The organism is Paenactinomyces guangxiensis (assembly GCF_016055185.1).
Taxonomy (GTDB): domain Bacteria; phylum Bacillota; class Bacilli; order Thermoactinomycetales; family Thermoactinomycetaceae; genus Paenactinomyces; species Paenactinomyces guangxiensis.
The window spans coordinates 54,774-71,442 of record NZ_JAECVR010000012.1 but is presented as its reverse complement, the minus strand read 5'-3'; the positions used below and the strand labels follow the sequence as shown (position 1 = coordinate 71,442).

Below are 16,669 nucleotides of genomic sequence, written 5' to 3'. Positions count from 1 at the left end.
AGAGCCGTTAACCCCGGTTCAATGCAGTAGACACTAGCAACGTCCGTTGTATATGGTATTGCCTCCGGCGCACCTCTGACCCCATTCTCGCCTACATCAATAGCTCACGTAGGAATGAAAGACTTCGGGAGAACAGGTTTTCACGCACCTCTAACCCCAATTCGTGCGCATGTCCGCAACCCGCGTCCCTTGTCGCGGCTTCCCTTCCTTCGGCGCTCCCATCTTCTCCGGATTCCTTACACCACGCGGAGTCCCGGTTCTTCGATTGGCCTGGCGCCGATTATTTGCCGCCCCGATGGTCATTGACAACACGGCCGCGGAGGCCATGGCCTTGCACCAGTGGCGAACATTAGCCGGTTGGATGCTCCCTCAGCGCAATCTATACCCAGGGTAATTCGGGCAACCGGCACGGACATTATATCCTGATAATCAACCCAAAACGGCCGATGTTACGGATATAATGGCCTTGATAGGGACTGAGGGGTAATCACTCAACACATCCAAGAAGGGGATGCTACCTCAGCCTTTCTTGACGCAATGTTACGCCTATAAAGTCCCGTCCGCTCTTTATAGGGTATTCCTTCCTCAAGTTTCTAGTTTTATAGCCGTCTCCTACTTGCAAAGTATCGGCTTGGAAGGTTGTTTACCGCACAACCTTTTAAGCGTTGGGTCATGTTGAACACTGACGCGCCCGCAATTGGGCAAATACTCTTACTTCTCCGGCTCGCTATTGAGCATTAGTAAGCGACTACCATTGTCGCTTTTGTTGATTCAATACTTTTACCGTTAGCCCCCTATCCGTCATTCGCTAACGGCGGTGACTCACCCCCACGGGATTTCCAGTCCCGCCCTACAGAGCCTCCCGAACCTTTCCTATCTCAGCCTTTTAAGATTTTGCCCATTCGTTAAGCTCATCAACGGCTAAATTGATTCTTTCCCTTGCTAATTCATATTGTTTTTCAATCAATTCGGCCATTTTCCTTTTTAATTCGGCCTCCCGTTTGTTGCATTCCAGAGCCAAAAATTGTTCTTTTAACCATGAGTCAAACTCTTCGATATAAAGCTGGTTTTCCTTTTCCATCTTATCGCCGCTCCTTCTGAGAACTCCAATAAATTCATTGTAATCAGTCCAAATCAGTGATAACGTAAAAGAAAACACAATATAGAAGGTGGAACTATGGATATTAACTTAGAGCATGAGCAAATAGATATTTTAAAAAAACTCATCGAAGAAGAAATAAAGCGGAACGGGGAAACAGACGAACTTAAACGCTTAAAATTCTCTATATACAATCAAACAACCCTCTGGCAGTTACCCCGTTATGATTGGTCTAAGGCTGAATAGTTATTGCCCGCCGTCGAACTCGGCCAAAAACTCGGCGGAATGGTCTATTTCCGCCTTAACCTCTTGTTTTTCGACAGGTTTCAACCCTACGCGGTCCAAAATATCGGCGTTGGCGTCCAATTGGGTCCGGGCCGATACATCGCGCCCCTGGCCCTTTTTCTTTCCTTCAGCCAACGCAACAATATTCCGGGCTGCCTCCGGGGCGTAGACTAACAGTATATCTCTGGCCTGTTCTACGTTTTCGTTCCGTATCACTTCGTATTCAGCCATGAATGACTTATTCTTATAAAACCAACTATGGACCGTTGTCCTTTTCTTCTTCAACTTCTCGGCGATTTCATCAATGGTACAGCCTTCCAAACGTAGCCGCATGGCCGTGTAATGCTGTTTGTTAAGTTCCGTTTCCGCCAACGCCTTTCACCTCCCCGGACAACTCAACAATAACTACTTTTTCCGGGTCGTACCTTTGAGCCTTGATAAAACCTTCAGCGCGGCCCCTGGTACGGAACACATACAAAGACTGATTAAAACCTCTCGTTAAAAATTTTTCCGTAGCTTTATTGAACAATATATAAATATTGACTTTCAACGCTTCCAACTCCCGGTTGCAAAATTAAAAAGGGCGTTCATTGTCCCTGATTTCTTTTATTTCGTTTTGTTCCCGTTCAGAAAATCCACTCCGTAACCCATAACAGATAACTCAATAGGTCCCTCAATATCCGCCTCGAATTGAATATACTTCAAACCTTCAACCGGTTGGCCGTCAACTAATACCTCGATGTCCCTGCCGCGTTTTCCTTTAGCCTTAATGATTAATTCTTTCACGTCTACCGCCCCCCAAAAATCCGTGTTTTATTCCTTTTTAATCCGTCACATATCCGACGTATTCAATATTCCTCATATTAATGACGCCATTATGAGTTTTTATTAAACTATCGGGTTTCAGTTCATGGGCAAGGTCTAAAAAGTCTTGGAGCGCATCTCCTTCCAATGTATAAAACTTCCCACTATTCCCGAAAAAAACAATCTTTTTAATATCCATGCCTACCGCTCCCTATGATATTTTCCGGGTCCATTTGGCCCGCTTTTTAAACTCCACAACCGGAACCAATCGCCCATAACTCCAATACGTCGGATTTTTCGCCGGGGCCTTTTTGTATAACTGTATCCACTCCGGCAAACTCTTTAAAATGGCTAATGGTTCAATGGCTATAATCTCGGACGTCGGCGGAATGAAATAAATAATAACATCCGCTTGGCATTTCATTACCCATCCCTCTTCAAAGGTTGAGCTATTGGAAATGGTTTCTATAAAAACGTTCCCGGTTTTCCTGGCCATAGAATCCGCCTTATATTCCACTTTTAACCGTCGTCCGGTTTCCTCATCTATAAAAATCCGGTCAATACCTGCCTTTTGCAGTTTCCTATCTGTAACCGGTTCGATTCGATACCATTTTGAAAAGAAGGTGTCTAACATCTTTTCAAATGCTTCACCCTCTTTTAGTTTTTCGCTGAATGTATGAACCTTCATCTATTCACCTCGCGAAGAGGGAAAAATTACGCCCTAAATTTTGCGTTACGCAATGTTAAGGGCCAAAAAAATATCCCCTATATATAAGTTGCAACTGTTGGTCAAATTCGTTAATTTCGTAGTTGTATAATCTGCCTTTTGCTATACCTTGCGGGCGTTTTCTCTTTTTTTCTCGCTTTTTCTAATTCCTTTCTTATTCTTCCGTATTGCCTATGGACATCCTGTTTTAATAACCTGTTAGCTTCCCTGGCAGATACGCCCCAAACCTTTGTTAAAATAAAAACCTTCCTTTCCAATGCTGACAAATTATTTAATGTCCGACGTATGGCTGCCTTCTCGAATCGGGTTAACTGTTTAGAACGTTTATAGCCTCTTTCTATCGCTCTAACCAATGACGGGACGTCTTCAGGCTCAAAAGGGCTTGTTTGTTTCCTATCGCTCGGTCCCTTTAATTTCCCACTATGAGCCTTTAGCCAATCGAAACCGGCTTTATATTCCTCTGCTGCTTCCTTCGCCTTTTTCCTCAGTTCCAAACTAAAATCATGATTCATAGATTCCGCTAACAGTAGATTGATTCTTTCGGCCAATGCTAACGCGCTTTCGTACTCCCGCGCAGGTAATACAGTCGCCTTTTCGGTTTCATGGTCAACAACTAAACACGCTTGATTCTCAGACCCATAAACCTTTATACCTGCATTCGGTTGGAACATCGCCCTCACTCCTCAAAGTAATCTTCCATATATTCCGCCCAATACTGTCTAAATTCTTCTTCTTCCCCTTTCCAAACGGTTGTCAAGTCATCGGTTTCATAATGCACCCGGTTAAAATCATCAATCAAAACCTCCCGGCGTCTTTTGGAGAGGCGGGCCGGGTCTGTTGTTTGTTCCGGTTCCCGGCCTCTTTTTAGCCAATTGGCTGCATAGCTTAAATCTCTTTTCATGCCGTTTAAAATCCGCCATTCCTTAGTTATCCTGGGATTCACCCGGCAGTTATCCTCATGCTTTTTCGTTTTGTTTATTAATTCTTCCAGGCGTTCCAAACTATCGCGGCATATATCTAAATGTTTTTTTCTCCACTCCTCGAACTTCATTTCTTTTTCCTCCTGTGCTATGACTATTGCTATCTGTAAATATAATACCAAAAATAAACTCGGAACGCAATGTTATCAACCTAAAAAAATGCGTTCCGCAAGTCGGCTTATTTATATTTGTCGAAATAACCTAGTAATCCATACCCCGCAAGGTCCGCCCAAGCGTTTTCCTCTCCCTGGTTCCCGTTTGCAATCCGACTTAATTTGTCTATTACTCTTACAATCCCTAACATATTATGATAATGTTCCGGCTTTACGCCGTCGGGATAAAGTTTTTCAAGAATGCCGGCCGCTTTCCCCCAGCTATCGCCATATTCTTTTTGTTTCCGGTCTACCAGTTGGCCGATTCGTTGGCCTAGTGTTTCATATCTTCCGGGGCGTTCTTCCTGTTGGTTAAACTCCTCCGCTATTTGGCGGGCTGTTTCTCTAGATGTAAGTCCACGCCCTTTGACTTCCTTTACATTTTCTTTGTTTACAGTGTCATAAATATAAGTATTTTCCGTACCATGTACTACAATATAACGTTTTTCCATTATTACGCCTCCTCAATCAACTTGTAATATTCTTTCAATGCTTTTTCGCCTTCATATCGTCGGTACTCCCTGATAATTTCCCCGGTTTCCCGGTCTAATATCTGAATTTTGAAGGTGTTTCGGTTATCGAATATGAGATACCTTTCATTCATCATCTGGCTCTTTAAAACGTATAACAACTTCCCCGTCTGATACAATCCATTGTTCGATTTCATAATCTAAAACATCCGCCGTTATTTGCTTTTCCAGGCTCCGTAAAACTACCAGTAGATTCCGCCCGGTTAATCTTTGCGGGATGGCAACTCGTTTCTTTAACCGCTCCTTCGCAGCCTCTTCCTTTTCTCGCTGCATCCGGTCCTGAATCTTCTTTTGATGTTCCGGGTCATTCGCTTTTATCATTTCCGCCCAGGCAGCCGTAGTTTTCATGCCCCGCGCCTCCAATCAATCAAAGCACCTAAGCCGCCGCCGAAAGACATTACTGCTGCGCCGATTGTCACAAAGGGAGATAATGTTCCCAACAGTCCCAATGAGATAAACACAACACATAAGCAGCAACCTAAACCGAAAAGTAGTGGATAGTAAAAATCATTCATGTCCCACGACTCCTCAATTGATAGCCCTGTTAATCTCCACTTCTACTGGATACATTTCCGCCAATTCTCTCCGCTCACGTAAGAACTCGTGTTTGATTTCGTTTAGGTGACGGATAAACGTTAATTCGGCAAACGTCCATTTATCACAATCCTTGCTCAATATTTCCTGTGACAGTAGAAGCACTGAGTTATAAAAGTCTCTGCGTTTTTCACCATCTGTTTTCTTCATGCTCCGCGCCTCCCTTTACATCTCCTCATATAATCCTAATAAACTCAACAACGTCTGAACCGGCAGGACTACAAGCCAATCCTTTTTATCCGCCTTAATCGCCAAGCCGTCGACCACCTCTTCATCTAACCACTTATACAACTGCTTGAACCCGTCTTTCCTGGCCTTGACTTCCCACTTTAACCCCAATCCTTCAACGTCTCCGGTATGTTCTTCTCCTGCATGTTTCGCGGAACCGGAAAGGGGAACCCGTTTTCCATTAATCAATTTAGCGAATTCCCTTTCGCGCCGCGTGCCTTTCATTTTCTGGCTACGTCCCATATGCCTGGGCCATACGTGCAGCCCTACACCCCCCGTGTTAATTTGTTTATTCATCCTTTCCCTCTGACTCATAGAACTTGATTCCATGCTCGATTCCATGCTCGCCGCAATATTCATTTATTGAGTAGAATAACTCGCTATCAACAGCAACCTTCCGCAACGCCCAACGAATGATAGATAACTCTTCTTCCGAAAATTCAAGTGTATGAAAAATCGCGACTAACCTTGTTCCTTTAGCAATCATTTTTTATACCTCCTCAGGGCTAATATACGCCTCATACAGGGGCGAAAAGTTCAGGTTGATATAAATGTACCTCCGGGGCCGTTTCTTTGCTCTGTGCCCCTTTTTTCTTCGTTCTACGTTGCGGAACGCCAACTTCTTGACCAACAAAAGACGCAACCCGGCCACAACGACATAAAACAAAAGCCCGGCCAATAACACCAACCTGTTTTTTACATTTCCTGCATTCATACAAAAACACTGTTATAACCTCCTATATTATATCATGCAATACGCATATTAACAACAAATAAATTTTACTTTACGCAAAGTAATAAGGGTCACAAAAGGCCCTTATATTCTAAAATGTGTCGTTCTATTTCGTCATATAATCGGCGGTATTGTTTTTTCTTCGCGTCGGTTAACAGTGGATTTGATAACTTTTCCGCTCCTTTTACCAACCGGTCCAGCAACTTGAAGTATTCCTTCTCTGTCATCGTTGTTTCCACCCCCTCAAAAATACGTATTCGGGAAAAGGTTAGTTTGATTTGATGGCGTTTTCGGTTTCGGCTCTTTCTTCTTTGGTTCCGTCTTTTTCTTTTTCGGTTTCTCCTCTCTCATCTCTTTATAAATTTTAATATACCCGTCGGGTATGCCCCCTTCCTCTTCTTTCTTCTCCGCTTTCAATTTGTCAACCAAACCAACTTCTTCATACCTTTGGGACCATCCGGCGAAATAGCATTTAATTTCAAACGTTCCAATGTTTCGCCCTTTCGCTATTTTACTTCTTACCCATTTACAACCTTCAGACGCCGGGGTTTCTCTGTCGTCCTTGTGCTCGTACAAGAACTCTACAACGTCTGCTGCCTGTTCGATTCCGCCGGATTCCTTCAGGTGTCCCAGTTCTGGCACGCCGTTTTCTTCCGTCTTCCGACTCAATTGCGACAGCATGACAAATGCAAATTTATGTTCCCGCGCTAATTCTTTGGCCTGCTGCGCGACGTTTCCGACGGCCTGGGCTCTTGTTTCTCCCGGCTCTTGTTGTATATTCATAATTTGGAGATAATCCACGAACACGGCCGCAATTTTTCCCTTGCGGGCTTTAAACCGTTTAATAGCTGCTTTAATTTGTGACATTGTTTTCCCTGCCGAATCATCGACATAAATTGGTAGCTTTCTAAGCTGCTTAAACCGTTCCCGCAACTTCTTTTTAATTGGCTCGGTCAATTTATCTTTGTCCTTAGTGAGGAAATTATAAGGAACACTCGTTTCTGACGACAGAACGCGCAATAATAATTCTTCTTTGTCCATTTCTTGAGAGAATACCAGGACGGCCCCGGCTCCTTGTCTCGCTATCCCAAAAACCTTTTGCAGCATTTTGGCCGTCTTCCCGACGGACGGGCGGCCCGCTAAAACGTATAGCCAACCAGGATGAACGCCACCGCTTAACTTATCGTACAAAGGAAAACCGGTTTTAATCCCACCCTTTTTCTTTTCTATCAGGTCAAAAGTAGATTCTTCCGCATCGGAAATATGAATTAGACCTTTTGCATCGTTCACCCTTGCGCTTTCTACGGCCTTTTCCATTTCTTCGACCAGGGTTTCCGCTTCGCTTGGGGCTGCGAATTGAGCACGTGAATATATTTCCTGAGCCTTTTCAGCCAACCTCCGAAGGGTTGCAGCTTGACGGACGATGTTGGCGTAGTATTTGACGTTTTTGGCCGTTGGGACATTCATTAAATCAGTTAGCCTCAAAACACCCCCGACTTCTTCTAGCCGGTCCGCTTCTTTCAGTATCTGCACAACGCTAGGCAATTCGATAGGCTGGTCAGTCTCGTAGAGATATTTAACTGCTGTCCAAATCAATTGGCAATCTTTCTCTTTGAATTCATCCGCTTCCATGTCAATAATATCAGCAATTACTTCCGGTTCCGATAACACAGACCCAACAACATTCCGTTCAACCTCTGCCGAATATTTCATTTTGTATTCCTCCTATAGATTCGCTACTGCCTCTTGTAATTTCCTCATCAAAAAATCATCGCTCAATTGCAGGTTTACCGGTTCCGCTTCTTCCGCCTGGTAATAATCATCTTCGATATAGTCCCTAAATGGTTCATCCATCCCCAAAAAGGTTGTAGGATGTTTGATGTATTTCTCCGGCGTTTCCTTCTCTTCGCATTCCCTAGCATAGTTCTCGGCCGCCTTTATCAAGTCTTCCGGCTTTTCTCCATCATCTATCAATTGTTTGTACAACTCGTATGTCTTCTTCTTGTTCATCTTCCTTGTCCTGGGGTAAACCTTCCAAAACTCCATGAAGTCATCGGGGTATGTCCGCTTTCGTTTCTTTTTCGGTTGTTCTTCTTCAGACTCGGAAACGACGTTATTATTATTTATTTCTTTATTATTATTGGTTGTTGTTAGTTGTTTGTTAGTTGCCTGTTGGTCTGCTTGTTGATTTTTTTCGGGTGATTGGTAAACCTCCCAATTTACAACGGTTATCAGCCTCCCTTTGTTTGTTGATTCGCATGTTAAAAATCCCCACTTTTCTAATTTCGTCAATGCGGTCCGTATGTTTTGTATGGTCACATCTTTTGCGCAATGCTCCCGGATGCTCTCCAGCGAACAAAACCTTTGCCCCGGCTTGGTTTTGACAATGTTTTCCCCTGTGTCAACCCGGCTCTCATCATGGAAAACCATGAGTAGAATAGTCATTGCTACATCCCTTTGTTTGCTGTTCAGACTCTTCCACATGCCCGAATTTAACAATTTTCTATGCACCTTAATCCATCCGCTCAAAACGCTAACCCCCAAACAAAAATATTGCGTTTCGCAAGATAAATATATAATACATTGCGTTACGCAAAGATGTCAACAATAGATTTTAAAAAATGAGTATAAAGGGAGGAGGGCGTTAACCCTCCTTTTGCTTCTGGTTTTCCTATTTCCAGCCCACTCGTAGAGTAGGTCACTGGTTTGAAGGACTTTCACCCGCTAGGATAAGCGTAGTTGTGCGGAGCGCTCAAAACGGTAAATCTTCATCTTTAATATCTATTGGCTGTCCGTCGTCTGCGAATGGGTCAGTCTTCCCGGCTCCGCTATTTCCCCCGCGTCTGTCAAGGAATTGAACATTCCTTGCATTCACATGCGTAGTGTAGACGGTCCGGCCTTCCTTCTCGTAGCTGCCTGTCTCAATGCTACCAGTCACCGCGGCTAATGAACCTTTTCTTAGATGCTCCGCACAATTTTCGGCCGTTTTGCGCCAAGCGACAATATTAATAAAATCGGCTTCGCGTTCCCCTTGTTGATTAGTGAAACGACGGTTAACTGCAAGGGTAAAATTTGTAACTGCTACGCCTGACTGGGTGTATTTTAAATCAGGGTCACGTGTCAAACGGCCAATTAAAATAACTTCATTCAGCATTATACAAGCCCCTCCCGGTAATCATTTAAAATATCTAAGATTAAAGTATAGATTCTCGCGTGCTTGTCTATCGTTCCGTACAAAACCCCGCCGGATAAACGCAGTTCTGTCTCGAAATTATCCGGCTCCTTTATGGTCTCAACCGGGAACCCGTCAATGATTACGGTTCCTTTAGGTAAATCTTTATATTTTCGTTTCAATCTGTAGGCTCCCGGCGTTCCTTCTATGGGCTCTGAATATTTTGGGGAATGCCATACACGCCAACCGGTCCGCATGTACTTTCTAACCTCCAAAATCACACCGTTTTCAATGCGGTAAACGTCTATATATTCACTCTCTCTTACCAATTCCATTGTTACGCCTCCCGGAGAAAATGTTATAATACCTTTTGTCAGGGCGGAATAACTCCCGCCCCGGCACATCCCCAATTCTGTTGCTTGCCCGGTTTTGCCGGGCCTTTTTTATGCGGTTTTCTTGTCCGGCTGCGTTTCGTCGCTCACCGTCTGTTTAAATTCTTCAAACAGTTGTTTTTTTCGCGTTTCTTCCAAGTCTTTCAACTTGCCCAGGAACTCCTGGGCTTGTTCCTCTGATAGTCTAGTAATGTCGTTTACTCCGTAAAGGTTTTTAAGTTGCCGGCCTAAGTCTTCCGCTTTGTAGCCCAAACGCATCCAAATAACTTTTATCTCGCCCAGGGTTTTGGGTTTAATGGGCTCTTTTTTTTCGGCTGGTTGCGCTTGTTTTTGCGGCAGTTGTTGCGTCTGCGCTTGTTCCTGTTTTCGTTGCGGCTGCTCTTTTTTCACTTGCTCTTGTTCCCGTCTGTAAACCGCGTTCGCTACTTCTTCACGGGAAGCGATAGACTTTTTTATGTCGTATCCCATATGGGCCAATGCTCGCCCTATAGCGGACGTTTCACAATTCTCTAATGCGCTCCCTTTGTTGATATATCCCGTTCCGTCTTTTTCATAGGCGTGTGCCTTGGCTGCAAAAATCCCGTTTTTGAAGTCTTCCGGGTTTTTGTAAATCTTGACTTGAATGACTATTAAACCGTCATCGGTCCATTTAATAATCTCCGGGTCAATGATTCCTTCCGGGTAGTCCTCACGAAATTTCATCAGCCGTTCATTTACTGTTGCATAAGTTTCTAAGTATTCCGGTTCTTTTTTTTCGCCTTGCCCTTTGTTTTTATTTCCGTAATTGTTGTAAGCCATTTCGCATAACCTCCTAATTTTCATTTTTGAGAATCTATGTTAAAACCAGTGAGCATCGTATGCTCGCCGGTTGGACTTATCAGTTAAGTAAGTGGTAGCCGCAAATGCTTTCCTGGGTTTTATCGGCCGTTTAATGAACCCTTTAAAATCGGCAGAAAAATTCTCGTTGCAATTGCTGCAATGGTAAAAATCTTTTGCCGGCTTCCCTGGCTTGCTGGCCCCTAACACAAATGAAACTGGAACCGTTTTGCAATCAGGACAATATTTTTGTTTCAGGCCCATTGCTGCCCGCCTCCTTCCGAATTAACCATATCTTCCAAGCGTTTTTTAGGAACCATGACCCTGCCGCCAATTTTAACGGTAGGTATCTCGCCGCACCTGGCCAACTCGTAGGCTTTATTGGTGGAAATTTTCAATTTCTCAGCAGCCTCCTGGACCGTGTATACTAAGGAATCATCTTTCCGTGAATTTTTTTCAATGATTTCTTGCAGAACGTGACTGAGATGAGTAAAAAAAAGTTCTTCGCTGTTCGTCATCTGTTGGCCCCCTCTCGTTGCGTTTCGTATTACAATTAAAATGATACTATGCGCTACGCTAAGTTGTCAAGCGGAAAATAAACTTTTTTATAAAAAAGTTTGCGATTTGTAAAGATAAAAAGCAAAATAAAAAATAACAACAGAAAGAAGCACTTAAATATATTATTCGTTACTCGTTGACAAATTGTAACCACATAAGGTAAATTAAATTCAGCGCAAAGATTTCACTTTGTTTTTTTACTCTCGGTGATACTAATTTAAAAAAATATAAATTGAGGTTGCCTGAGAACAGGAGGTGTCAAACATGGACAAGGAGGCCCGACAGGAATTCGGGGCTCGTCTGCGGCGTGCTAGGAAAAACAAAAAATTAACTATTAGGGAATTAGCAGGAAAGACAGGTCTTGCAGAGGCTACGTTATCATGTTACGAAAATGGCACACGCATACCCGATTTGCAAAATTTAGCGAATATAGCCGACGTTCTGGACGTCCCAACCGATTTTCTAATTAGTAACAACCAGGAAGAAATAAAGAACCTCAAGACATTGTTAGAGAGTGGAGAGTTGACATATGACGGAGTAGAGTTGAAGGGAACGGACTTGATACAGCTTAAAGGATTTCTAGAGTTTATTATCAGGAACAAATTAAAATAACCGCCCAATAACAACCGGGCGGTTTTTTTCTTTTTAACCGCAAAAACACTTAACAATAAAAGCAATAGGCAGTAAAAGGACAATATCCATAGAAGCAGCTTTTTTTAAATCACTTTCATCAATATAACCTTTCTTTTTTAACTCACGTACAATCTCGCTAACGTTTGACGACGGGGCAATCTTCGCGGTATGTAACACATAGGCCAAATAATCCAAGACAATCTTTTTCACTTCACTCATCTCTTTGTCCTCTTTGTTTGTGGCCACTCTTAACCCCTCCCCGAATTCTGTTTCTTTCATTATAGGTTAAAACACTATTACCCACAATAATTTTAGTAAAAATCAAAATGCCTTATCGTGAAGCGGTGAAGAAACGACATATATTATTTATATTCTTGTATTCTTGGTTGTTGTTAGTTTAAAGAGTCTTAGCTTGTTAGTTTGTTTGTTGACTATTGGCCAGAACCATTGATATTATTGGCCTAGCCTCTTGTTAGTTTGTTTGTTAAAATCCTTGTTAGTGGTTTGTTAGTTGCTTGTTAGTTTCCAAGCGTTCCCATCTCCTTTTTTATGTAAGAACGTCAGTTCGTATATTATAGCATAAGGAGGACGACAAGTGAAGGGAAGCATCAAAAAACGCGGGGCCGGTTGGTGCTACGTTGTCGACATTGGTCGGGACCCAGTAACAGGAAAACGCCGTCAGAAGATGAAAGGCGGCTTTAAAACCAAGAAGGCGGCTGAAGCTGCCCTGGCTGAATTGTTGGCGGACATCAATCGAGGCCAATATATAGAAGAAACAAAAATGACTTTTAACGAACTTCTTTTCGATTGGTTAAAAAATGTTAAACCTAAGGTAAAAAAGACTACGTTTTCCCGCTACAATCGTATCGTAAACTTTTATATATCGGATACAATTGGCCGGATACGGTTGGCAGAATTAAAGCCGATACATATAAGCCGGTTCTACGCTGAAAAAGAATTGTCCCCGAATTCGATTAAGGCCATTCATAACGTCGTCAACGGGTCCCTTGGCTGGGCCGTAAAGATGAAGTTAATAAAGGAAAACCCGGCGGCAGGAATAGAACTCCCGCGGCCAAAACCACGGAATTTCAACGTCTGGACGCCGGAAGAAATCAACCGGTTCCTAGAGGTCGCCCGGCCCCGGCGGGCTTTTCCTATTTATTATTTAACCCTTATGACAGGTATGAGAAGAGGAGAAGTATTAGGGTTAAAATGGGAAGACATAGACTTTGAAAACTCTATCATTCATGTTTCCCGGTCCTGGACGGTTTCAGATAAAGTTAAAATCATCCACGAAGGCGGGAAAACTGCCAATTCACGGCGGTCTATCCATGTTTCCCGGTCCGTCCTGGACGTCTTGAAAATACACAGGGAAAGACAGCAGGAGGAGCATAAGCAACTAGGTATTACTTCAGATTTTGTATTTACGACGGGCAAGGGTGAATTGTATCACCCGGACACAATATCGGAATTTTTTCACGAAACTCAACAGGCTGCCGGGGTCCCTCGTATCCGGTTCCATGATTTGCGCCATACTCATGCGTCGATTCTGTTGCAAAAAGGCGTTCACCCTAAAATAGTATCCGAACGCTTGGGCCATAGTAGCATATCAATTACACTTGATATATATAGTCATCTCATTCCAACTATTCAGAAGGAAGCCGCCGACGCCATAGAATCATTTATGGGAGACGTGGGCAAAATGTGAGCATTTTGGCCTATTCCTTTTCTAAATTCCTTTATATAAAGGGATTTCCTGCTTGGTTAGTGTATCAGGATTATACACAGGGCCTTAGAATTTAATCCAACAGGTTGTATCCGGGAAGAGTGAGGAAGTCGACAAAAGCTTCATCCCTGATCAGCCGCAGGAACAGCTTGCGGGCGACTTGGTACTTGCCGGAAGCAAAGCGTTCATCCCCTATTTCGTTTCGGATTTTATTCAACTCTTCTTCTAACACCTGTTCAAACAGAGCAAATGTCACCTTGCGACCGTCATCCAGCACTCCTTTCGGGTGACGGATCCACTGCCACACTTGGGCCCGGGAGATTTCAGCAGTTGCCGCGTCTTCCATGAGATGATTGATGGCGACCGCTCCATTTCCCTTTAGCCACTCTTCAATGTATTGAATCCCCACTCGGACATTTGTGCGTAACCCTTCTTCGGTGATCGTACCGGTTGGCACTTCCAGCAGATCTTCAGCTGTCACACGGACATCGTTCCGCTGCAATTGCACCTGGTTCTGACCCGGCATCTTCTCATCAAAGACAGACATAGCAACCGGAACCAGTCCCGGGTGTGCTACCCAAGTGCCATCATGCCCGTCAGTAACCTCCCGCTCTTTGTCAGCCCTCACCTTCCTTAGAGCTTCTTCGTTGGCTGCCGGGTCGTTTTTGATGGGAATCTGTGCAGCCATGCCCCCGATAGCATGAGCTCCTCTCTTATGACACGTTTGGATGGTGAGCAAGGTATATGCGCGCATCATCGGTACAGTCATGGTCACCTGTTGCCGGTCGGGCAGGATAGTGCCGGGTTGGTTACGGAACACTTTTAGATAACTGAAAATATAATCCCATCGTCCACAATTAAGACCTGCGGAGTGACGGCGAAGTTCATACAGAATTTCATCCATTTCAAAGGCGGCGAGAATCGTCTCAATCAACACGGTGGCTTTGATCGTCCCCTGGGGGATATGCAGAGTATCTTGTGCGTAGACGAAAACATCGTTCCAGAGTCTTGCCTCCAGGTGACTTTCTAACTTCGGCAAGTAGAAGTATGGGCCGGAGCCTTTTTCCAGCAAAGTTTGAGCGTTGTGGAAAAAGTAGAGACCAAAGTCAAACAACCCAGCGGGAACCGGTTTGCCGTCTACTTTCATATGCTTTTCTTCAAGGTGCCAGCCACGGGGACGAACAACCAGAGTGGCAACCTTATCCTTTAACACATACCGTTTGCCTTCAGGAGTGGTGAAATCGATCTTGCGTCGAATAGCATCCCGCAGGTTTACCTGGCCTCCAACCGAGTTTTCCCAGGTGGGAGAGTTGGCGTCTTCAAAATCAGCCATGAATACTTTAGCACCGGAGTTGAGGGCGTTGACGACCATCTTGCGGTTACCTGCAGGTCCTGTGATCTCAACCCTCCGATCCTGCAGATTTTCGGGGACCGGATCAATTTTCCAATCCCCTTGGCGGATCGACTCCGTTTCCGGCAAAAATCCGGGCAGGTTTCCGGCGTCGATATCTCGTTGACGCTCGGAGCGTTTTTTCAATAAAGATTCACGGGTACGGGAGAATTTGCGAGACAGCCGGGCAACAAAGCCCAGCGCTTCCGGGGTCAGAATTTCAGCAAACTCTGCAGGAACAGATGCGGTCAGTTCAATTCCTTTCAAATCAACTTTGTTTTCCATAGTATGGTAACTCCTTTCGGTTACATAAAATCCATGCCTTAGTTAATCGTAAGGCAGGTTGCCATTACTTGGAGACTTGTTTGATATGCCTTTTCACTTCGGCACAACGAGCCGGAGAGGGGAACATTTTGCCGGGATTACATAGACCCCCGGGATTGAAAATATCACGGACGGCCATTTGGACAGCAATTTCTTCATCAGTAAAGAGGTAATACATCTCGTCACGCTTTTCCAATCCGACTCCGTGCTCACCGGTGATGCTTCCGCCTGCGTCGGCACACACTTTAAGAATGGCAGATCCCGCCAGAACAGCCCGTTCCTCCTCCCCCGGAACACGGGAATCAAACATGATCAGCGGATGCAGATTTCCATCTCCGGCGTGAAATACATTAGCGATACGCACCCTTTGCTGCCGGCTGATTTCAGCCACACGGGCAAGCACCTCCGGCAGACGGCTGCGCGGAATAACTCCGTCTTGAACCAGGTAATCAGGGGAGAGGGTTCCCACCGCGCCGAATGCAGTTTTTCGGTTGGCCCACCATCTTTTCCGCTCTTCTTCGGAGTCTGCCAGGCGGACTTCACGAACCCGGTGCTTCCGGCAAACATCGACAATCTGTTTAATCTGGTCATCTAGTCCCGCTTCCACACCATCTACTTCTACCAGTAATACAGCACCAATATCCTCCGGATAACCGACGGGAAACGTTCCTTTTTCCACCGCTTTAATCGCCAGCGTATCCATCATTTCCAAAGCAGCAGGCAAAATCCCGGCGGCAATGATATCTGATACGGCTTCGCTGGCATCGGCCGCCTCATCAAACAGTGCAAGCACCGTACGGACACTTTCGGGCTGTTTCATCAGACGGACCGTAATTTCGGTAACGATTCCCAACGTTCCCTCTGAACCGATGATTAATCCGACCAGGTCATATCCCGGCGTATCTGTTAACCCGCCCAGTTCCACAATTTCTCCGTTGGGCAACACCAACTTGACTCCAATCACATGGTTAGTGGTTACCCCATACTTCAGGCAATGGGCTCCACCGGCATTTTCCCCCACGTTTCCGCCAATCGTACAAGCCTGTTGACTTGAAGGATCAGGAGCATAGTAATATCCTTGATCCGCAACAGCCTGTGTCAAATGCAAGTTAATATACCCCGGTTGCACAACGGCCCGCCGATTCGGCAAATCGACCTGCAAAAGCTGGTTCATCCGCACCAGACTGATCACCACCTCCCCGCCAGTTGGTGTGGCTCCTCCACTCAAGCCAGTACCCGACCCGCGCGGAATAAAAGGAATCTTCCGTTCATTCAGCAAACGGACGACCCGGGCCACTTCTTCAGTGTTTTTCGGAAAAACCACCGCACGGGGAATCGCTTTTTGCAACGTATATGCGTCACACTCGTATGATACTAACTCCTCATAACGGTGTAATACCGAATTTTCACCGACGCAGCGCACCAGTTGGCGAATCAATTCGCTGTCGGTATCTACTTGTGTCCCTCCTATCCGTTTCTGATCATCTCCCCTGCGATAAGCCTCGTCCAACAACTGAACCGTATGG

At 44.8% G+C, this 16,669-nt stretch carries 28 protein-coding genes; 3 read left to right on the top strand and 25 right to left on the bottom strand.

The window, feature by feature from the left end; all coding sequences use genetic code 11:
• Positions 1–150 precede the first annotated feature (150 nt).
• The gene (locus tag I8U27_RS12280; protein WP_181752352.1) at positions 151–327 is read right to left on the bottom strand and encodes a hypothetical protein; all 177 of its coding nucleotides are present in this window, start codon (positions 325–327) and stop codon (positions 151–153) included.
• Between the two features lie 559 nt (positions 328–886).
• A complete protein-coding gene (locus I8U27_RS12275) occupies positions 887–1,081 on the bottom strand; it encodes a hypothetical protein (protein WP_181752353.1) in 195 nt (64 codons plus the stop codon).
• 96 nt (positions 1,082–1,177) lie between these two features.
• On the opposite strand from I8U27_RS12275, the gene I8U27_RS12270 reads away from it, so the two are divergent.
• A complete protein-coding gene (locus tag I8U27_RS12270; protein ID WP_181752354.1) occupies positions 1,178–1,345 on the top strand; it encodes a hypothetical protein in 168 nt (55 codons plus the stop codon).
• On the opposite strand, the gene I8U27_RS12265 is transcribed toward I8U27_RS12270, so the two are convergent.
• The 20 genes from I8U27_RS12265 to I8U27_RS12165 form a co-directional block, all read right to left on the bottom strand.
• A complete protein-coding gene (locus tag I8U27_RS12265; RefSeq protein WP_181752355.1) occupies positions 1,346–1,756 on the bottom strand; it encodes a terminase gpP N-terminus-related DNA-binding protein in 411 nt (136 codons plus the stop codon).
• Positions 1,737–1,934: a hypothetical protein gene (locus tag I8U27_RS12260; RefSeq protein WP_181752356.1), complete on the bottom strand. Its 198-nt coding sequence runs from the start codon at positions 1,932–1,934 to the stop codon at positions 1,737–1,739. Before I8U27_RS12260 ends, I8U27_RS12265 begins: the two co-directional genes overlap by 20 nt.
• A 56-nt stretch (positions 1,935–1,990) precedes the next feature.
• Complete coding sequence (locus tag I8U27_RS12255) at positions 1,991–2,170, bottom strand: hypothetical protein (RefSeq protein ID WP_181752357.1); 180 nt, start codon at positions 2,168–2,170, stop codon at positions 1,991–1,993.
• A gap of 37 nt (positions 2,171–2,207) precedes the next feature.
• Positions 2,208–2,387, bottom strand: a complete 180-nt coding sequence (locus tag I8U27_RS12250) for a hypothetical protein (protein ID WP_181752358.1) — start codon at positions 2,385–2,387, stop codon at positions 2,208–2,210.
• Positions 2,388–2,399: 12 nt separating this feature from the next.
• Positions 2,400–2,876, bottom strand: coding sequence for a hypothetical protein (locus tag I8U27_RS12245; RefSeq protein ID WP_181752359.1), 477 nt, complete (start codon positions 2,874–2,876; stop codon positions 2,400–2,402).
• A 110-nt stretch (positions 2,877–2,986) separates the two neighbouring features.
• A complete protein-coding gene (locus I8U27_RS12240; protein ID WP_181752360.1) occupies positions 2,987–3,586 on the bottom strand; it encodes a hypothetical protein in 600 nt (199 codons plus the stop codon).
• Positions 3,587–3,591: 5 nt separating this feature from the next.
• Positions 3,592–3,966: a hypothetical protein gene (locus tag I8U27_RS12235; protein ID WP_181752361.1), complete on the bottom strand. Its 375-nt coding sequence runs from the start codon at positions 3,964–3,966 to the stop codon at positions 3,592–3,594.
• A gap of 107 nt (positions 3,967–4,073) precedes the next feature.
• Entirely contained in the window at positions 4,074–4,499 is a 426-nt protein-coding gene (locus I8U27_RS12230) for a hypothetical protein (RefSeq protein ID WP_181752362.1), read from the bottom strand.
• 144 nt (positions 4,500–4,643) lie between these two features.
• Positions 4,644–4,925 carry a hypothetical protein gene (locus tag I8U27_RS12225; RefSeq protein WP_181752363.1) on the bottom strand — a complete coding sequence of 94 codons (282 nt, stop codon included), beginning with the start codon at positions 4,923–4,925 and terminating at the stop codon, positions 4,644–4,646.
• A 180-nt stretch (positions 4,926–5,105) separates the two neighbouring features.
• Positions 5,106–5,321 carry a hypothetical protein gene (locus I8U27_RS12215; RefSeq protein WP_181752364.1) on the bottom strand — a complete coding sequence of 72 codons (216 nt, stop codon included), beginning with the start codon at positions 5,319–5,321 and terminating at the stop codon, positions 5,106–5,108.
• Between the two features lie 15 nt (positions 5,322–5,336).
• A complete protein-coding gene (locus tag I8U27_RS12210; RefSeq protein WP_181752428.1) occupies positions 5,337–5,642 on the bottom strand; it encodes a hypothetical protein in 306 nt (101 codons plus the stop codon).
• Positions 5,643–5,688: 46 nt separating this feature from the next.
• Complete coding sequence (locus tag I8U27_RS12205) at positions 5,689–5,886, bottom strand: hypothetical protein (protein ID WP_181752365.1); 198 nt, start codon at positions 5,884–5,886, stop codon at positions 5,689–5,691.
• A gap of 317 nt (positions 5,887–6,203) precedes the next feature.
• Positions 6,204–6,359 (bottom strand): hypothetical protein, encoded by a 156-nt coding sequence (locus I8U27_RS12200; RefSeq protein WP_181752366.1) that lies wholly within the window; start codon positions 6,357–6,359, stop codon positions 6,204–6,206.
• A 16-nt stretch (positions 6,360–6,375) separates the two neighbouring features.
• Positions 6,376–7,845: a replicative DNA helicase gene (locus I8U27_RS12195; RefSeq protein WP_232345448.1), complete on the bottom strand. Its 1,470-nt coding sequence runs from the start codon at positions 7,843–7,845 to the stop codon at positions 6,376–6,378.
• A 12-nt stretch (positions 7,846–7,857) separates the two neighbouring features.
• Positions 7,858–8,661, bottom strand: coding sequence for a hypothetical protein (locus I8U27_RS12190; RefSeq protein ID WP_181752368.1), 804 nt, complete (start codon positions 8,659–8,661; stop codon positions 7,858–7,860).
• A 223-nt stretch (positions 8,662–8,884) separates the two neighbouring features.
• Positions 8,885–9,286 carry a single-stranded DNA-binding protein gene (gene ssb / locus I8U27_RS12185; protein WP_181752369.1) on the bottom strand — a complete coding sequence of 134 codons (402 nt, stop codon included), beginning with the start codon at positions 9,284–9,286 and terminating at the stop codon, positions 8,885–8,887.
• Positions 9,286–9,639 carry a hypothetical protein gene (locus I8U27_RS12180; RefSeq protein ID WP_181752370.1) on the bottom strand — a complete coding sequence of 118 codons (354 nt, stop codon included), beginning with the start codon at positions 9,637–9,639 and terminating at the stop codon, positions 9,286–9,288. The genes ssb and I8U27_RS12180 overlap by 1 nt, the downstream gene beginning before the upstream one ends.
• Before the next feature lie 108 nt (positions 9,640–9,747).
• Positions 9,748–10,494: a hypothetical protein gene (locus I8U27_RS12175; RefSeq protein WP_181752371.1), complete on the bottom strand. Its 747-nt coding sequence runs from the start codon at positions 10,492–10,494 to the stop codon at positions 9,748–9,750.
• 39 nt (positions 10,495–10,533) lie between these two features.
• The gene (locus I8U27_RS12170; protein WP_181752372.1) at positions 10,534–10,776 is read right to left on the bottom strand and encodes a hypothetical protein; all 243 of its coding nucleotides are present in this window, start codon (positions 10,774–10,776) and stop codon (positions 10,534–10,536) included.
• Positions 10,767–11,030 carry a helix-turn-helix domain-containing protein gene (locus I8U27_RS12165; protein WP_181752373.1) on the bottom strand — a complete coding sequence of 88 codons (264 nt, stop codon included), beginning with the start codon at positions 11,028–11,030 and terminating at the stop codon, positions 10,767–10,769. Before I8U27_RS12165 ends, I8U27_RS12170 begins: the two co-directional genes overlap by 10 nt.
• A 304-nt stretch (positions 11,031–11,334) precedes the next feature.
• Between I8U27_RS12165 and I8U27_RS12160 the strand changes: the two genes are divergently transcribed.
• Positions 11,335–11,682 (top strand): helix-turn-helix domain-containing protein, encoded by a 348-nt coding sequence (locus I8U27_RS12160; protein WP_181752374.1) that lies wholly within the window; start codon positions 11,335–11,337, stop codon positions 11,680–11,682.
• Between the two features lie 33 nt (positions 11,683–11,715).
• Here the strand turns inward: I8U27_RS12160 and I8U27_RS12155 are convergent, their stop codons facing one another.
• Entirely contained in the window at positions 11,716–11,949 is a 234-nt protein-coding gene (locus tag I8U27_RS12155) for a hypothetical protein (RefSeq protein WP_181752375.1), read from the bottom strand.
• A 349-nt stretch (positions 11,950–12,298) separates the two neighbouring features.
• Between I8U27_RS12155 and I8U27_RS12150 the strand changes: the two genes are divergently transcribed.
• Positions 12,299–13,411, top strand: coding sequence for a site-specific integrase (locus I8U27_RS12150; protein WP_181752376.1), 1,113 nt, complete (start codon positions 12,299–12,301; stop codon positions 13,409–13,411).
• Between the two features lie 91 nt (positions 13,412–13,502).
• Here the strand turns inward: I8U27_RS12150 and aceB are convergent, their stop codons facing one another.
• Positions 13,503–15,104, bottom strand: coding sequence for a malate synthase A (gene aceB / locus I8U27_RS12145; protein WP_181752377.1), 1,602 nt, complete (start codon positions 15,102–15,104; stop codon positions 13,503–13,505).
• Positions 15,105–15,168: 64 nt separating this feature from the next.
• Positions 15,169–16,653 carry an FAD-linked oxidase C-terminal domain-containing protein gene (locus I8U27_RS12140; protein WP_374057930.1) on the bottom strand — a complete coding sequence of 495 codons (1,485 nt, stop codon included), beginning with the start codon at positions 16,651–16,653 and terminating at the stop codon, positions 15,169–15,171.
• Positions 16,654–16,669 lie beyond the last annotated feature (16 nt).

What these genes read in the sequence shown, in the direction of transcription:
- I8U27_RS12205 (WP_181752365.1), bottom strand. Translation starts at nt 5,886, where the DNA reads ATGATTGCTAAAGGAACAAGGTTAGTCGCGATTTTTCATACACTTGAA.
- I8U27_RS12225 (WP_181752363.1), bottom strand. Translation starts at nt 4,925, where the DNA reads ATGAAAACTACGGCTGCCTGGGCGGAAATGATAAAAGCGAATGACCCG.
- I8U27_RS12175 (WP_181752371.1), bottom strand. Translation starts at nt 10,494, where the DNA reads ATGGCTTACAACAATTACGGAAATAAAAACAAAGGGCAAGGCGAAAAA.
- I8U27_RS12210 (WP_181752428.1), bottom strand. Translation starts at nt 5,642, where the DNA reads ATGGGACGTAGCCAGAAAATGAAAGGCACGCGGCGCGAAAGGGAATTC.
- aceB (WP_181752377.1), bottom strand. Translation starts at nt 15,104, where the DNA reads ATGGAAAACAAAGTTGATTTGAAAGGAATTGAACTGACCGCATCTGTT.
- I8U27_RS12250 (WP_181752358.1), bottom strand. Translation starts at nt 2,387, where the DNA reads ATGGATATTAAAAAGATTGTTTTTTTCGGGAATAGTGGGAAGTTTTAT.
- I8U27_RS12195 (WP_232345448.1), bottom strand. Translation starts at nt 7,845, where the DNA reads ATGAAATATTCGGCAGAGGTTGAACGGAATGTTGTTGGGTCTGTGTTA.
- I8U27_RS12165 (WP_181752373.1), bottom strand. Translation starts at nt 11,030, where the DNA reads ATGACGAACAGCGAAGAACTTTTTTTTACTCATCTCAGTCACGTTCTG.
- I8U27_RS12270 (WP_181752354.1), top strand. Translation starts at nt 1,178, where the DNA reads ATGGATATTAACTTAGAGCATGAGCAAATAGATATTTTAAAAAAACTC.
- I8U27_RS12240 (WP_181752360.1), bottom strand. Translation starts at nt 3,586, where the DNA reads ATGTTCCAACCGAATGCAGGTATAAAGGTTTATGGGTCTGAGAATCAA.
- I8U27_RS12280 (WP_181752352.1), bottom strand. Translation starts at nt 327, where the DNA reads ATGGCCTCCGCGGCCGTGTTGTCAATGACCATCGGGGCGGCAAATAAT.
- I8U27_RS12235 (WP_181752361.1), bottom strand. Translation starts at nt 3,966, where the DNA reads ATGAAGTTCGAGGAGTGGAGAAAAAAACATTTAGATATATGCCGCGAT.
- ssb (WP_181752369.1), bottom strand. Translation starts at nt 9,286, where the DNA reads ATGCTGAATGAAGTTATTTTAATTGGCCGTTTGACACGTGACCCTGAT.
- I8U27_RS12170 (WP_181752372.1), bottom strand. Translation starts at nt 10,776, where the DNA reads ATGGGCCTGAAACAAAAATATTGTCCTGATTGCAAAACGGTTCCAGTT.
- I8U27_RS12180 (WP_181752370.1), bottom strand. Translation starts at nt 9,639, where the DNA reads ATGGAATTGGTAAGAGAGAGTGAATATATAGACGTTTACCGCATTGAA.
- I8U27_RS12275 (WP_181752353.1), bottom strand. Translation starts at nt 1,081, where the DNA reads ATGGAAAAGGAAAACCAGCTTTATATCGAAGAGTTTGACTCATGGTTA.
- I8U27_RS12230 (WP_181752362.1), bottom strand. Translation starts at nt 4,499, where the DNA reads ATGGAAAAACGTTATATTGTAGTACATGGTACGGAAAATACTTATATT.
- I8U27_RS12160 (WP_181752374.1), top strand. Translation starts at nt 11,335, where the DNA reads ATGGACAAGGAGGCCCGACAGGAATTCGGGGCTCGTCTGCGGCGTGCT.
- I8U27_RS12200 (WP_181752366.1), bottom strand. Translation starts at nt 6,359, where the DNA reads ATGACAGAGAAGGAATACTTCAAGTTGCTGGACCGGTTGGTAAAAGGA.
- I8U27_RS12215 (WP_181752364.1), bottom strand. Translation starts at nt 5,321, where the DNA reads ATGAAGAAAACAGATGGTGAAAAACGCAGAGACTTTTATAACTCAGTG.
- I8U27_RS12245 (WP_181752359.1), bottom strand. Translation starts at nt 2,876, where the DNA reads ATGAAGGTTCATACATTCAGCGAAAAACTAAAAGAGGGTGAAGCATTT.